Here is a 15553-nt window from a genome sequence, read left to right as displayed (position 1 = left end):
GAACCGGTGGGCAGGCGGTGGGTGGGGGTGATGCTGGGGGTCATGCTCTGGCTGCCAGCGCTTGCCGCCGCCGGCACCCTGGTCACGTTGCCGTGGCCGCGGCCGATGGGCCCTGCAGACGCACTGCCGACCCCGGCCATCCGTGCGATCGGCGAAGACCGCGTCGGCTACCTGTGGTTCGCCAGCGATGATGGCCTGCTGCGCTTCGATGGCCATCGCTTCCGCGCGTGGCGCCGTGAGCAGGGCTTGCCGGACGTGGACCTGCGCGCGCTGCATGTCGATGCACAGGATCGACTCTGGCTGGCGACGGCCTCGGAGGGCCTGGTCATGGTCTCCGCCGATCGGCGCGTGATCCAGCCTGTGCCGGGCGACGGGAGCGTGCTGTTGCCGCGCACCGGGATCGTGCAGATCACCAGCACGCCGGAGGGGATGCTGTGGGTCGGTACCCGCGACGCTGGGTTGTTCGCGCGGCACGGCGATGGTCGTTGGCAGGTCGTGCCGCTGCAGCTGCAGGGCGTCCCGGCCGCCCGGGTGAATGCCCTGGTCACCGATCGCGATGGCCGGCTCTGGGTCGGCACGCCCGAGGGCGTCCTGCGGCGCGAGGGCAATCGCTTCGTGGCCGTGGCGTTGCCGCCCGGTGTACGCGGCGACATTCAATCGCTGTGGCCCGATCCCGACGGCGGCGTGTGGGCGAAAACACGGCGGGCCGTGCACCGCTGGACCGCCGACGGTGCAGTGCTGCCCTCGCCGGCGCAACCCGACATGCCGCTGCTGCGCAGTGCGGCGGGAGAACTGTGGACCAGCGGACCTGAGGGCCTGCTGCGTCATGCGCGCGGCCACGCGGCGCAGCCCGTGCCATTGCGCGGGCATGACGGCACCACGCTCAAGACCGCTGCGGTCGTTCATGCCCTGGAAGACCGGGTCGGCGGCCTGTGGTGGATCGGTCGCCGCCAGGGTCTGTGGCATCTGCCCGCGCGCTGGCACCAGTTCACGCTGCTGCCGGGCGCACGCGACGGCGGACCGGGACTGGACGGCGACCATGTCCTTGCGCTGGCACCCGCCGGCGACGCGCAGGTGTGGGTGGCCAGCGAGAGCGGCAGCGTGCAGCGCGTGGACCTGCGTACCGGGCGCGCCGACCGTGGCTTCGACTACCGCCCCGCGCGGCTGCGCACGGGTGCCGTCGGCATTGCTGAAGATCGCCGCGGCCAGGTATGGGTCACCAGCGGCAACACCTTGTCCCGATACGCGCCCGGCACCGGCCGGTTGCGGCACTGGCTGCTGGGGTGGGAGGGCGGTACGGGCGCGGTGGACCTGCAGGCCTGCGGCGACGGTTCGCTCTGGCTGGCCCGTTCCGACCGCATCCAGCGACGCGATGCCGAGGGCGTGCTGCAGTTGTCCGCCGTGCCACAGACCCTTGGCCTGGTGCCGCCGGCGCACGGCCCGCAATTGCTGTGTACCGACGATGGCGAGGTGTGGGCGGTGGATCGCAGCGGCGTGAAGCGCTGGCTGCCCGCACAGGAACGCTTCGCCTCCGTTGAAGGCGCACCCCGTGACGCGGTGGGCGCGATCGCACGCGGCGGGGACGGCCACGTTTGGGTCAGCAGTCCGGGCATGCTGCGCCGCTATCGGTGGGATGGGCAGCAGCTGCGCGTGACGCACGGTTTTGGCCAGGCGCAGGGCTACCCGCAGCTGCTCGCGCGCGCGCTGGTGATCGACGCGCGCGGCGTGGCGTGGGCCGGCGACACCCGTGGGCTGGTCCGCGTCGATCCGCATGCGGGCGGTGTACGCCGCTTCGGCAGCGACGATGGCCTGCCGGCGCATGATGTGTTGCCACGTCGGCTGGTGCGGACCGCCGGCGACCATGTGGTCGCAGCGGTGCATGAGGGCGGGCTTCTGCTGTTCGACCCGGTGGCCGTGCTGCGTCCCGCGCGAACGCCGGGCCTGGTGATACACGCCATTACCGCCCGTCGCGGCAACGCGCAGATCAGCGTGCCGGTCGGCACCGGGCCCGTGCCGCTGTCGGGGGCGGACCGGCACATCCGCGTCGCCGCGCGCCTGCTCAGTGGCGGCGATCAGGCCCATGTGCGCTACCGGTTCCGGCTGCAGGGGCATGATCCGGAGTGGCAGGAAAGCGGTGCCGCCGGGCTGCGCGTGTTCGAACGTCTCCCGGCAGGTCTGCAGACGCTGGAGGTACAGGCCCGCCAGGGCGACGGAAGCTGGTCGCCGTCTCGCCGGGTCACCTTGCAGGTCACGCCGGCGTGGTGGCAGACACCGCCGGCGCGGTGGGCCGCCGCGGCCAGCGTGATCGGCGTGGCGTGGCTGGGAGGCTGCGGCTGTCAGGCGCGTCGCCGACGGCAGCGACGCTGGCGCTGGCTGCGCGCCCGGCAACAACATGCCGACCGCGCGTCCGTGCAGCGCACCCGCTTTCTCGCCGCGCTCGGCGAGCGCATCCGCGTGCCGATGACCGCCGTGCTGGGCTGGAGCGAACTGCTGCTGCGCGTGCCGCTGGCTGCGGCGGAGCGCAACCGGATCAACAGCCTCCATTACGCCGGCGAACACCTGTTGCGGCTGATGGATGATGCGCTGGACATGGCCAGCATCGAGTCCGGGCAGCTGCAGCTGCAGCCGGCACCGTTCGTGCTGCAGGATCTGATCGAAGAACTGCATGCGCTGTTGTTGCCGGTGGCGCAGGGCAAGGCGCTGGTGCTGGAGTGGTCCAGCACGGTGCCGGCGTCGGCCTGCTTCATCGGCGATGCACGACGCCTGCGCCAGATCCTGCTCAACCTGGTGGGCAATGCGCTGAAGTTCACCGCGCAGGGCGCGGTCCGGCTGGAAGCGCGGTGGGCGGACGGGCGTGATGGCGTGCTGCTGCGGGTGCTCGATACCGGTCCCGGCATGACGTCCGCGCAATGCCAGCGCCTGTTCCAGCGCTTCGAACAGGCCGACGGTGCACGGACGGCCGCAGGCCATGGCGGCAGTGGCCTGGGGTTGTCCATCTCCCGCGATCTGGCGCTGGCCATGGGCGGCGACATCACCGTCAGCAGCCGTCCCGGCGAGGGCGCCTGCTTCGACGTCTGCCTGCCGTTGCCCTGCGTCGATGCCGGTGAGGCAGGCACGCCGTTGTACGCGCGTGCCGAACCGATCGGTGGCGGACAGCTGCAGGTGCTGGTCGTGCATCCGTTGCCGGTGGTTGGTCAGGTGCTGCCGGCAGTGCTGGCATCGCTGGGGCATTCGGCGCGGTATGTGCCGGGGCTCGATGACGTGCCGACCGCAGCGGGCGAGGGCATGGGCTGGGATGTGATCATGGTCGACCCCGACCTGCGCGTGGGCGGTGAACGGGCGGGTGCGCGATTGTCGCGCTGCTGGCCGGGGGTGCCACGGATCGCCTTGACCCCGCGCGCGGATGCCGGGGCCCAGCGTGAGGCCATGGCAGCAGGTTTCGATGTGTTTCTGCGGCTGCCGGTAAGCCGGGCGGCGCTGGCCGATGGCCTGGCGCGCTGCAGGCGCGTCGCATGAAGCACGGGCTGCGACGGCGATGGGTCGGTGTGCTGCTCGGCGGGCTGCTGCCGGCGGTGTCGGCACTGGCGCTGCCGAGCCACGGCGCGCGCGTCACCACCGTGGACGGCCTGCCGTCCAATGTGGTGCATCAGATCGTCGAGGACCGGCAGGGTTACCTCTGGTTCGCGACCGGTGATGGCCTGGCCCGCTACGACGGGGGCGGTTTCCGGGTGTGGCGCATGGAGCACGGTCTGGCCGACAACGAAGTGCGCAGCATGGCGCTCGATGCCCGCGACCAGCTCTGGATCGGGACCGCGAATGGCTACCTGCAGCGACTGTCGGCCGATCGCCAGCGGTTCGAGCGGTGGGCGGGACCGCCTGCGTCGGCGGCCCCGCCCAGCCCGGTACTGGCGATCCAGCCGATGGACGCGGGCGACGTCTGGTTTGGCACCCGCGACGCGGGGCTGTTCCGGCTGGGACGCGACCGCCGGCTGCGCCAGTACCTGCCGGGCGCTGGCGGCGGCCTGCCGTCGGCACGGGTAGACCACCTCGCGGCCGATCCGCAGGGCGGGGTATGGATCGGCAGTGCGGCGGGTCTGGCGCGGTGGCATGACGATCGGTTCCAGACGCCGGCGATGCTGGGCGCCTCCCTGCTGCCGGTGACGGCGCTGGGGCGGGATGCGCAGGGCGCGATGCGCTCGAGTACCGCCGATGGCACCGAGGTGCGGTACCTGCCGGCGTTGCAGCCGGCGCCACGGCCGCGCGAACCGGCACGGTGGCTCGGCTCCAGCCGTGCCGGCGGAGACTGGTTTGCCGACGGCGCGCAGCTGTGGTGGCAGGACCGGCATGGGCTGGACCGCCACGCGATCACGCTGCCCCACCTGCACGGTCGCAGCATGCCGCGCATCGTGCGGGTGGTCGAAGACCGGCAGGGACGGGTCTGGTTGCTGGGCAGTCATCAGGGGGTGTGGAGGCTCGGCGCGCAGTGGCGACACCTCGAGCGTTTCAGGGCACCGGGCGATCCACCGGCCGCTGCGTCGGGCGGGCTGGCCGCCGCGACCGATGGGCAGGCGTGGTGGGCGCGGGGCGGGTGGCTGGGCAAGGTCTCGCCGGTACACGGGTTTTCGCGGGCCCGGTGGTCCTACACGCAGGATCCTCTGCGTCCCGATCGCCACGCGGTGGTCGAAGACGCACAGGGCAGGGTGTGGGTGTTCGCGGCCCCGTGGTTGACCCGGATCGATCCGTCGCGGGGGCTGCGGCGGCGCTGGCGGGTGGGTGCGGACGATGCCGGGTCGGCGGTGTCGACACAGACCGCCCTGCTGGCCTGCGATGGCCGGATATGGCTGGCCGGAAACGGGCGGCTGCAACAGCGGGCGGACGACGGCCGGGTCCTGGTCGAGCGCACTTATGACGCGGCGCGACTGCGCCCGGGCGGCACGGCCTTCGTCCTGCAATGCGACCCTGCCGGGCAGCTGTGGCTGGGTGACAGCGAGGGGCTGAAGCAGTGGCAACCGGCACACGCTCGTTTCGATCCCGTGCCGGGCAGCCCCCGCCGCGCGGTCGGGGCGTTGCATCTGGCCGTCGACGGCCAGCTGTGGGCGGCCGATGCGGACGGCTGGACCGTCTACCGGCGCGCACCGGTTGGCCTGCACCGGTCCACGCGGGTCGACACGGCGCAGGGGCTGCCGGCGGCGGTACCGCGTGGATTGGCCGATGCGGACGACGGGGCGATGTGGGCCACCACCGCGCGTGGCGTGGTGCGGTTGGCACCTGACCGCCGCAGCGCCCGGTTGTACACGGTCGATGATGGCCTGCCGCCGATGGTGTTCGACCTCGGCCTGCTCGCGGTCGGCGGTCATCTGCTGGCGATGGATCTGGCCGGCGACGTGCTGGCACTGGATCCGGCCGGCATGATCGCGACCACCGTCCCTCCGCTGCTGGTCATCGATCGTGTGCAGGTGCGTCGACAGCGGCGATGGATCGAGCTGCCTGTGGGCGATCCGCTGCGACTCAACGCCGACGATCGCGACATCCAGCTGTCGGCGAGGCTGCTGTCTGGTGGGCAGCGCGGCATGACCGACTACCGGTTCCGGTTGCGTGGGCAGGATCCGGCGTGGGTCCGCGCCGGACAACGCGGGACGCGTGGCTTTCCACGCCTGCCGGCCGGTGCCCATGTGCTCGAGTTCCAGGCGCGCGGCGTGGACGGCGAGTGGACGCCGCTGCAGCAGGTGCGCCTGCAGGTGGACTACAGCGGCTGGGCCCATCCCGGTGCATGGGCGTTGTCCTGCCTGGTCGCCATGGGCGGCGCGGTGCTGCTGGCAGGGGCCGTACGGCGTCACCAGCGGCGGGCGAACGCGCGGCGCGCGGCGGCACGCCGGCAGGCGCGCGCCGAACGGGCAGCGCAGGCCAAGCAGCAGTATCTCGCCACGCTCGGCCACGAAGTGCGGACGCCGCTGACCGGCGTGCTGGGCATGAGCGAACTGCTGTTGGCCGGGCCGCTGTCTGCGGACGCGCGGGAGCAGATACTGCACATCGAGCAGGGAGGGCGCGCCTTGCTGCAGGTGGTCGATGAAGCGCTGGAGGACGCCCGGCTGCAGGCCGGAAAAGTACGTGTCCAGCCCCGCCGTTTCGCCATCGGGCCCTGGAGAACGGACATGGAGGCGGCGCTGGCGGCCTGCCTGGACCTGCACGGTTGCCGGCTGTCGCTCGGTCCGCCGCTCCCAGCCGGTGCCTGTGGCATCGGCGATCCGGACCGGCTGCGACAGGCCGTCCACCTGCTCGTGCGGGGGCTCGCCCTGCAGGTCGGGGCGACCCGCGTGACCCTGCGCATGGCCTGGCTGCCGGGCGGCGCCGGCCTGCTGCTGGACGTCATCGCGGTGCCCGGTGCGCTTCCATCGCCTGCGCTGGCCGTAGTGCGCGAGATGCTGGCCGACGTGGACGTGCTGGCCGCTGCGATGCAGGGACAGCTGCGGGTGCTGCAGCTGCCCGATCATCGGTGGCAGGCCGTGTTGAGCCTGCCGCTGGCCGGTTGCGGCACGCAGCTGCCCGATCCCCAGGTGACGGTGACTGACCACGATGGCCTGCAGGTCCTGCTGGTGGAAGACGATCCTCTCGTGGCCGAGGTCGTCACCGGTCTGCTGCGCATGCGGGGTCACGCGGTGGTTGCTGCCGGGCATGCGCTGGCGGCGTTGACTGCCCTGGCCCGGCCCGGCACGCAGCTGATGCTGCTCGATCTGGATCTGCCGGGCATGGACGGACTGTCGCTGCTGCGGCTGCTGCGCCAGCGCGACCAGCGCCTGCCGGTACTGATACTCACGGCCCGCCGCGAGCCGGAGCTGGAGGCCTCGGTCACCGCTGCCGGGGCCGACGGTCTGCTGCACAAGCCGCTGCAGGGCGATGCACTGCACGCGGCGATGCAGCGGGTCATGGCAGGGAACGTGGATCGTGCGGGCCTGGGGAACGGTTTACTATGCGGGGCGTTGCCCGATGACCGGGGTGGTCGGGGGTGACAGGCCCATTCCGGGCGACGGCAGTGAATCCACGGACAGACCCGGGAGAGCCATCAGGTGTTGCGTGTGCTGTGGCCGTTGTTGATCGGCCTGTGTGTGCTTTGGCCGGCGGTCGCGTCGGCCCAGCCGGTACCGCCGACGCCGCGGCAGCTGACCGTGTTCGATGGTCTGCCGTCCAACACCGTCAACCGCATGGCCGAGGATCGCTACGGCTACCTGTGGATTGCCACCAACGATGGCCTGGCCCGTTACGACGGCCGCAACTACCGGATCTGGCGCGCCGAGGATGGACTGCGCGACAACCATGTCTGGAGCGTGCACGTGGATGCGCGCAACCAGTTGTGGATCGGCACGGAGAATGCCGGCCTGGCGATGATGTCGGCCGATCGGCGCGAAATCCGCTTCTACGACCGCAACAGCCATCCCGGGATCGGCAGCAACACGATCTGGAGCGTGGCCTCCACGCCCGACGGCGCGATCTGGTTCGGCACCTACCAGGGCGGGCTGCATCGGCTCGAGCGCGACGGAACGCTGACCCGCTTCATGCCCGAGCCCGGCAATCCACGCAGCCTGCCGGCGGCCTCGGTCGGCTATCTCACCACCACGCTCGATGGCACGTTGTGGATCGGATCGCAGGCGGGCCTGGCGCGCTGGACCGGGCACGATTTCGCACCGGTGCCGAGCGCGCAGTTGTCGGCGCGCGTCATCACCGGGCTCACCGCCGAGCCGGACGGCAGCCTGTGGATCAACAGCAATGCCGGGGTCACCGTGCGCCGCCCGGACGGTCGCTTCGCGCCGGCGCCGTGGACGGTTGCCGAAGGCGATCAGATTCTGGGGATGATGCTGCGCGACGAGCAGGGCGGGTACTGGCTCGACACGCGCTCCGGGTTGGGTCGCGCCATCAACGGTCAGTTCCAGCAGGTGCCGCTGTACAGCGCGATCGCCCGTGGGCAGGTGCGGCCGAACTGGACCGGCGCCTACGAAGATCGCGAGGGGGGCATCTGGTTGGCCAGCACCAACGGCGGCCTGTGGCACCTGCTGCCGCGCTGGTGGCAGTTCTCGGTGCTCTCGCGGCTGGAAGACGATCCAGCGTCGCTGCGCAACGCATACGTGCTGGGCATGGGCGCGGCGGCGGACGGAGGCGTGTGGACGGTGGGCACGCATGGCGCGCTGGACAAGCTCGACCCGGTGAGCGGGAAGATCGAGCAGCACCGGACCTGGGTGGATGGCACGCAGTGGCTGCAGTCGGTGCTCGAGGATCCGCACGGGCAGGTCTGGATCGGTTCCTGGGATGCGCTGCTGCGCTACGACCCCCGCCAGAAGCAGATCCGGCGCTGGGGGCGCGATGCGGCGGTCGATGCGGCCATGGAGGGCCCGATCGAATCCTTGGCGCTGTGCGATGGCCAGCGCCTGTGGACAGCGTCGGCCAACGGACTGCAGCAACGTGATCTCGACGGGCGCGTGCTGCACCGGGTCGCCCTGGGCCATGCCGGGCTGAAGATCGGCCAGAGCGTGCTGGACATCCAGTGTGGACCGCAGGATCGGTTGTGGGTCGCCACCGGACAGGGTCTGCTGGAGTGGGTGGCGGCGGAATCGCGTTTCGCGCCCCTGCCCGGCGGTCCCGCGGCAGGCGTGTATGCCATGGCGCTGGCCGGCGATGACAGTGTGTGGCTGTCCGAAGAAGGCAAACTGTCGCACTACGGCTGGCAGGGCGATCGGCTGACCCTGCAGGAAGTGATCGGCAGTGGTGCGGGCTATCCGGCGATCACCGCGACCGGCCTGGTGGTCGACCGGCAGGGCGTGGTGTGGGCGGCCAACGCACGGGGGCTGGTGCGGGTCGATCCGCAGGTCGGCAGCGTGCGCCAGTATGGCGTGCACGATGGCCTGCCCAGCCAGGAATTCCGTCGCCGCACTCTGACGCTGACCGCGAGCGGGCGCATCGTCGGCGGCACGCCGGCCGGGGTGGTGATATTCGATCCCGCGCAGGTCAAGCCGGCCACGCGCCGTGCGCCGCTGGTGATCGAGCGGGTCGAGGTGCGCCGCGGCGAGCGCGTGCTGGACCTGACCCATGCGGTGCCGCTGGACATCGCCGATGGCGACCGCGACCTGAGGATCGTGGCGCGGCTGCTGTCGTTCGCCGATTCCACGTCCAACAACTACCGCTACCGCCTGGCCGGCTACGATCCCGATTGGGTTGAAGTGGGGCCGGGGGGCGAGCGTCTGTTCTCCCGCCTGCCGCCGGGCCGGTATCGCCTGGAGGTGCAGGCGCGCTCGGCCGACCAGATCTGGTCGCGCGTGCAGGTGCTGGAGTTCCGGGTGCTGCCGCCGTGGTGGCGGAGCCTGTCGGGGCTGTTGCTGCTGACCTCCGTCGTGCTGCTGCTGCTCAGTCTGTTCGCCTGGCTGTACCGGCGCCGGCTGCAGCGCCGGCATGCCTACCAGCTGGCGCTGCAGAAGCAGGAGCTGGCCGAGCAGGCCTCGATGGCCAAGACGCGTTTCCTGGCGAACCTGGGACACGAAGTTCGGACGCCGATGACCGGGGTGCTGGGCATGAGCGAACTGCTGCTGTCCTCGCCGTTGAACGCGCAGCAGCGCGGTTATACCGAATCGATCCGGCATGCCGGTGAGCACCTGCTGCACCTGGTCAACGATGCGCTGGACCTGGCGCGGATCGAATCGGGCCGGCTGGAACTGCAGGCGCAGCCGTTCCAGCTGCAGCGGCCGATCGACGATGTCTGCGCGCTGATGGCCGCACTGGCGGGGCAGAAGGGGCTGCGGTTCGTGGTCGACAACACGGTGGCGCCTGGTACCCGCACCATCGGCGATGAACTGCGCGTGCGCCAGATCCTGCTCAATCTGCTCGGCAATGCCGTCAAGTTCACCAGCCACGGCGAAGTGCGTCTGACGCTGCGGGCGATCACGCCCGGTCGCGGGCTGCATATCGAAGTGTCCGACACCGGGCCGGGCATCAGTGCCGATCAGCAGGAGCGGCTGTTCCGCCGCTTCGAGCAGGCCGATGGCGCGCGCACTGCGGCGCAGTACGGCGGCAGTGGGCTGGGGCTGGCGATCTGCCGCGAACTGGCGCTGGCGATGCAGGGACAGATCGGCGTACAGAGCCAGCTCGGCGTGGGGACCCGCTTCACGGTGACGCTGCCGTTGCCGCTGGAGCCGGGCACGACCGGCGCGCCCGGTGCCGCCGAGGGCGCGCAATGGGTGCTGCCGCCGCTGCGGATCCTGCTGGTGGAGGACGATCTGACGGTGGCTGAAGTGGTCAGCGGATTGTTGTCCGCGCGCGGGCATGAGGTGGTGCATGCCGAGCACGCATTGTCGGCGTTGCGCGAGGTCAGCGAGGCGCCGTTCGATGTGGCGCTGATGGACCTCGACCTGCCGGGCCTCGGCGGCATCGCGTTGGCCGGGCATCTGCGCAGCCAGGGCTTCGAGATGCCCTTGATTGCGGTGACCGCGCGGACCGATCCGTCGATCGAGCAGCAGGCCCGCGATGCCGGCTTCGATGCGTTCCTGCGCAAGCCGGTGACCGGTGACCTGCTGGTGGAGGCGATCGCGCGGGTCCTGCACGCCCCCCGGTAGCAGCGGACCGTTGGTCCGCTGAGGGTGACCCCATCTCCCCGCGGTTACTCGGCGACTTCTTCGACGTCGCGCGGCGAGGGCCGCGTATCGGGCAGCTGCCAGAAGATCAGCGTGGAGGTCAGGGTGATGGCGCCGACACAGACGAAGGTCGCGTGCAGCGCGGCGGTGGCGCCGTGCGAGGCATCGAGGTGATTGAAGGCGGCCAGCAGGCTGCCGGCGGCGGCCGCACCGAACCCGGTGGCGAGCATCATCACCATCGACAGCAGGCTGTTGCCGGCGCTGGCGAAGTCGCGGTCGAGATCGCGCAGGGTGACGGTATTCATGACGGTGAACTGCAAGGAGTTGACGGCCCCGAACAACGCCAGCTGGACGATGCGGATCCACAGGGGCTGGCCCGGTGTCATGAAGATGAAGCTCGCCATCGCCAGGCCGACCAGCACGGTATTGACCATCAACACGCGCCGATAGCCGAAGCGTTCGACCAGTTTGACCGCGTAGCGTTTGGAAACCATGCCGGCGGCTGCCACGGGGATCATCAACAGGCCGGCGTTCATCGGGCTCATGCCCATGCCGACCTGCAGCAGCAGCGGGATGAGCAGGGGCATGGCGCTGCTGCCGATGCGCGAGAACAGGTTGCCGAGGATGCCGATGCGGTAGCTGGGGACGTGGAAGAGGGCGAGCGAGAACAGCGGCGCCGTCGAGTTGGCGGCGTGCAGCCAATAGCCGACCAGGGCGGCGAGGCCGGCGACGGTCATCAGCATGACCAGGGCATGGGGGGTGGCCATGCCGGAGATGCCATCCAGCGCGAGCGAGAGCACGACCATGCCGAAGGCGAGCATCAGATAACCGGCAATGTCGAAGCGGGTGCGGTGTTCGGCGTAGTGGTCGGGCATGATTTTCATGGCCGCGACATAGCCGATGATGCCGATCGGGAGGTTGATCAGGAACACCCAGTGCCAGGAGGCGACTTCGACCAGCCAGCCGCCGAGCGTGGGCCCGATGAGCGGGCCGATCAGGGCGGGGATGGCGATGAAGCTCATGGCGCGGAGGAATTCTTCGCGGGAGACAGAGCGCATGACGGCGAGGCGGCCGACCGGCAGCAGCATGGCGCCGCCGATGCCCTGCAGGACGCGGGCGCCGACCAGCTGGTGCAGGGTCTGGGCGAGGGCGCAGGCGAGCGAGCCGAGGGTAAACAGGATGATGGCGACGAGGAAGGTGCGTCGTGTGCCGAAGCGGTCGGCGATCCAGCCGGAGGCGGGGATGAAGGTGGCGACGGCAAGGGCGTAGCTGAAGACGACGGACTGCATCTGCAGGGGGCTTTCGCCGAGGCTGCGGGCCATGGCCGGGAGGGCGGTGTTGACGATGGTGGAGTCCAGCATCTGCATGAAGATGGCCAGCGATACGAGCCACAACAGGGGCCGGATCGAGGCGTAGCTGCTGGTGGTCATGGTGCGGGCCTTCGTCAACGAGGGCGATATGATCGCCGATGTGGGATCAGGGTGTGGTCAAGAGCCGAAGCCGAAGCCGGAGCCGGAGCATTGGGTCGGTCGGTATCGCGGAGAGGGTGCGCCACGGGTGGGTTGGCGGGACACGCCGTGGATCCGTCCATGGAGGCTCATGTCGCGCCATCCATGGCGCTCATGGTCCCGCCAACCCACCCGTGCCACACCCAAGACAGTGGGCTGGCTGGCAAGGAAGTGCAGGCAATCAGGTGCTCGGCCCGATGTTGGGATCTGGTAGATCCACGCCATGCGTGGATGGCCGCGCGCAGCGCGGCAATGATCGGGGCCGACTACCTGCCGACGCCGATCAGCGTCGGCTCAAGCGATGCACTGCTTCCACCAGGACCTGCACGTGCTCGGGGTTCATGTCGGGAGACATGCCGTGGCCGAGGTTGAAGACGTGGCCTTCGCGGGAGCCGCCGTTGCCTTGGGCGTAGCTGTCGAGCACTTGCCCGGCGGCGCGTTCGATGGCAGCGGGGTTGCCGTAGAGGGTGGTGGGATCGAGGTTGCCCTGCAGGGCGACGCGGCCGCCGGTGCGCGCGACGGCGTCGGCGAGGTCGAGGGTCCAGTCGACGCCGAGGGCGTCGGCGCCGGTGTCCGCCAGGGCGCCGAGGTGCAGGCCAGTGCCTTTGCCGAACAGGATCAGCGGGGTGCGCTCGGCACCTTCGCCGCGCTCGAGTTCCTGCGCGATGCGGGTCAGGTAGCGCAGGGAGAATTCGCGGTACATGCTGGGGCTGAGGACGCCGCCCCAGGTGTCGAACACCTGCAGGACCTGCGCGCCGGCCGCGCGCTGGGCGGCGAGGTAGGCGATCACCGCGTCAGTCACGACCGAGAGCAGCTGGTGCAGGGCGGCCGGTTCGTTCAGGGCCATGGCCTTGATGCGGGCGAAGTCCTTGCTGCCGCCGCCTTCGACCATGTAGCAGGCCAGCGTCCACGGGCTGCCGGAGAAGCCGATCAGGGGCACGCTGCCGTCGAGTTCGCGGCGGATCACGCGGACGGCATCCATCACGTAGCGCAGTTCGGTTTCCATGTCCGGTACGGCCAGCTTGGCGATGGCAGCCGCGTCGCGGACAGGGTGGCGGAACTTCGGGCCTTCGCCTTCGACGAAGTACAGCTCCAGGCCCATCGCGTCAGGGATGGTGAGGATGTCCGAGAACAGGATCGCGGCGTCGAGGTCGAAGCGGCGCAGCGGCTGCAGGGTGACTTCGCAGGCGATGTCCGGGTTCTTTGCCATGGCCAGGAAGCTGCCGGCCTTGGCGCGGGTGGCGCGGTATTCGGGGAGGTAACGACCGGCCTGGCGCATCAGCCAGACGGGGGTGCAGTCCACCGGTTCGCGGCGCAGGGCGCGCAGCAGGCGATCATGGCGGGAGGGGCTGGTCACGGAACGCTTCCTTGGGATCTGGTGGCGCAGGGCCGGAGGGGGTGTGGCGGCGGTGGCCGCTCAGGGCGGCGCATCGCCGCTGGTGTAGGTCACGTCGTAGCCGCGATGCAGGTGTGCGTCGCGCGCTTTCTCGAATGCAGCCAGCGCCAGGTCTTCCTGCAGGTACTGCTCGCGGCGCAGTTGCCCGCGCCCGCCGATCGGGCCGGACTCGTGCAGCAGCTCCCAGCCCCCGAACAGGTCCGGTTGCAGGGTGAGCTGGAGATAGCGGGCCGGATCGGCACCGCGGGCGTGTTGGTGCAGGAAGACGCGCATGCCCCGATTGTAGCCGTGAACGCTGGACGCGGCCGTCAGCGACGGCGCGGATGCGGCATAACGTCGCAGGCTCAGCCGGCGGCGAGCACGCGCAGGACGTCGGCCTCGTCGACGTCGGCGACGACCTCCGCGCGGCCGATGCCACGCCACAGCACCAGGCGGAGCCGGCCGGCGACGTTCTTCTTGTCCAGCCGCATCCGGGCCAGCAGCGCTTCGGGCTGCAGGCCGGTGGGAATGGCGACCGGCAGTTCGTAGCGCAGCAGCAGGTCGCGCAGCTGCGCGGTGTCGGCATCCCCGCTCATGCCCAGCTGCGCGGACAGCCGTGCGGCCAGGACCATGCCGACGGCGACGGCTTCACCGTGGTTGAGGTTGTCGTTGCCCGGTGCGCCGTAGCCCTGTTCGGCCTCGATGGCGTGGCCGAAGGTGTGGCCAAGGTTGAGCAGGGCGCGCTCGCCTTTTTCCAGCGGATCGCGCGCGACGATCTCGGCCTTGTGCTCGCAGCTGCGCGCGATCGCCTGGGCCAGCGCTGTGTCATCACCCGCCAGCAGCGCGGTGTGTTCGGCCTGCAGCCACCGGAAGAACAACGGGTCGCGGATCGCGCCGTACTTGATCACCTCGGCCAGGCCGGCACGCAGCTCGCGCGGCGGCAGGGTGCGCAGCGCGGCGGTATCGGCGATCACGGCACGCGGCGGGTGGAACGCACCGACCAGGTTCTTGCCTTCGGGAATGTCCACTGCGGTCTTGCCGCCGACCGAGGAGTCGACCATCGCCAGCAGTGACGTCGGCAACTGCACGCAGTCCACGCCGCGCATCCAGCAGGCGGCTGCGAAGCCGGCCAGGTCGCCGGCAACGCCGCCACCGAGCGCCATCACGCAGGCATCGCGGGTGGCGCCGAGGGTGGCCAGTGCGGTGATCGCATCGCCGAAGTGGGCCAGCGTCTTGGAGGCTTCACCGGCGGGCAGCACCAGCTCACCGATCAGCAGATCCGGGCGCACGGCCAGCAGCGCCGACTTCACTCCGGCCAGATACAGCGGGGCGACCGACGAATCGCTGAGCAGCAGCACATGGCGGCCGCGCACGTGGCGGGCCAGCAGCTCGCCCTCGCCGAGCAGGCCCGGGCCGATGTGGATGGTGTAGGGGGTGTCGCCGCTGACGGCAACGGTACGCGGGGAGGCGGTCATTCGGATGTTTCCTGTCGCTGCCACTGCGCGGCCAGGCGCAGCACCAGCTGCGCGGTGGCCTCGGCGGGCGTGTAGAGATCGGTATCCAGGGTGAGATCGGCCAGGCCCTGGTAGAGCGGGTCGCGGGCAGCAGCCATCTCGTGCAGGACCTGCTCGCGGTCCGGGCGCTGCAGCAGCGGGCGGCCGCGGTCGCGGGCCAGCCGCTCCAGCTGGGCCGGCACGCTGACCCGCAGGTAGACCACGAAACCGCGCCGGGCGATCGCCGCGCGGTTGTCCGGGTCCAGCACGGCGCCACCGCCGGTGGAGACCAGCTGGCCGTGTCCGTCCAGCAGCGCGTGCAGGACCTCGCGCTCGTGCTGGCGGAAGCCGGCTTCCCCGGAGTGCTCGAAGATCGCCGGGATGCTGGCGCCAGTGCTCTCCACGATGGCCTGGTCGGCATCCACGAAGTCCAGCGTGAAGCGCTCGGCCAGCCGGCGCCCGATGCAGGTTTTGCCGGCGCCCATCGGGCCAATCAGGATGAGGTTCGGAGCGGGATTCATTACCCTCGATCCTAACATCTCCGTGCCATCGCCTTTACGCGGCGGC

Annotated in this window: 8 protein-coding genes; 3 read left to right on the top strand and 5 right to left on the bottom strand. The window is 70.7% G+C overall.

What is annotated here, in order from left to right:
* The first annotated feature begins 42 nt into the window (after positions 1–42).
* Genes ABE424_RS12475 through ABE424_RS12465 form a run of 3 tightly spaced genes read left to right on the top strand, consistent with a single transcriptional unit; the run spans position 43 to position 10592 of the window.
* Positions 43–3516 carry an ATP-binding protein gene (locus ABE424_RS12475; protein ID WP_346491603.1) on the top strand — a complete coding sequence of 1158 codons (3474 nt, stop codon included), beginning with the start codon at positions 43–45 and terminating at the stop codon, positions 3514–3516.
* Positions 3513–7007 (top strand): two-component regulator propeller domain-containing protein, encoded by a 3495-nt coding sequence (locus ABE424_RS12470; RefSeq protein ID WP_346491604.1) that lies wholly within the window; start codon positions 3513–3515, stop codon positions 7005–7007. Before ABE424_RS12475 ends, ABE424_RS12470 begins: the two co-directional genes overlap by 4 nt.
* Positions 7008–7064: 57 nt before the next feature.
* Positions 7065–10592 carry an ATP-binding protein gene (locus tag ABE424_RS12465; RefSeq protein WP_346491605.1) on the top strand — a complete coding sequence of 1176 codons (3528 nt, stop codon included), beginning with the start codon at positions 7065–7067 and terminating at the stop codon, positions 10590–10592.
* A 44-nt stretch (positions 10593–10636) separates the two neighbouring features.
* On the opposite strand, the gene mdtD is transcribed toward ABE424_RS12465, so the two are convergent.
* The 5 genes from mdtD to ABE424_RS12440 all read right to left on the bottom strand — a co-directional run bounded on the left by mdtD (position 10637) and on the right by ABE424_RS12440 (position 15507).
* Positions 10637–12040: a multidrug transporter subunit MdtD gene (gene mdtD / locus ABE424_RS12460; RefSeq protein WP_179460333.1), complete on the bottom strand. Its 1404-nt coding sequence runs from the start codon at positions 12038–12040 to the stop codon at positions 10637–10639.
* 361 nt (positions 12041–12401) lie between these two features.
* Positions 12402–13475 carry a uroporphyrinogen decarboxylase gene (gene hemE / locus ABE424_RS12455; protein WP_346491606.1) on the bottom strand — a complete coding sequence of 358 codons (1074 nt, stop codon included), beginning with the start codon at positions 13473–13475 and terminating at the stop codon, positions 12402–12404.
* A gap of 60 nt (positions 13476–13535) precedes the next feature.
* The gene (locus ABE424_RS12450) at positions 13536–13787 is read right to left on the bottom strand and encodes a WGR domain-containing protein (protein WP_346491607.1); all 252 of its coding nucleotides are present in this window, start codon (positions 13785–13787) and stop codon (positions 13536–13538) included.
* A gap of 71 nt (positions 13788–13858) precedes the next feature.
* Positions 13859–14974, bottom strand: a complete 1116-nt coding sequence (gene aroB / locus ABE424_RS12445) for a 3-dehydroquinate synthase (protein WP_346491623.1) — start codon at positions 14972–14974, stop codon at positions 13859–13861.
* The gene (locus ABE424_RS12440; RefSeq protein ID WP_346491608.1) at positions 14965–15507 is read right to left on the bottom strand and encodes a shikimate kinase; all 543 of its coding nucleotides are present in this window, start codon (positions 15505–15507) and stop codon (positions 14965–14967) included. Before ABE424_RS12440 ends, aroB begins: the two co-directional genes overlap by 10 nt.
* Positions 15508–15553 lie beyond the last annotated feature (46 nt).

This window comes from Stenotrophomonas sp. TWI1149, from assembly GCF_039673155.1.
Lineage (GTDB): Bacteria > Pseudomonadota > Gammaproteobacteria > Xanthomonadales > Xanthomonadaceae > Stenotrophomonas > Stenotrophomonas maltophilia_AA.
Note: the sequence above shows the minus strand (reverse complement) of the source record. Positions and strands in the feature narration are given on the sequence as shown.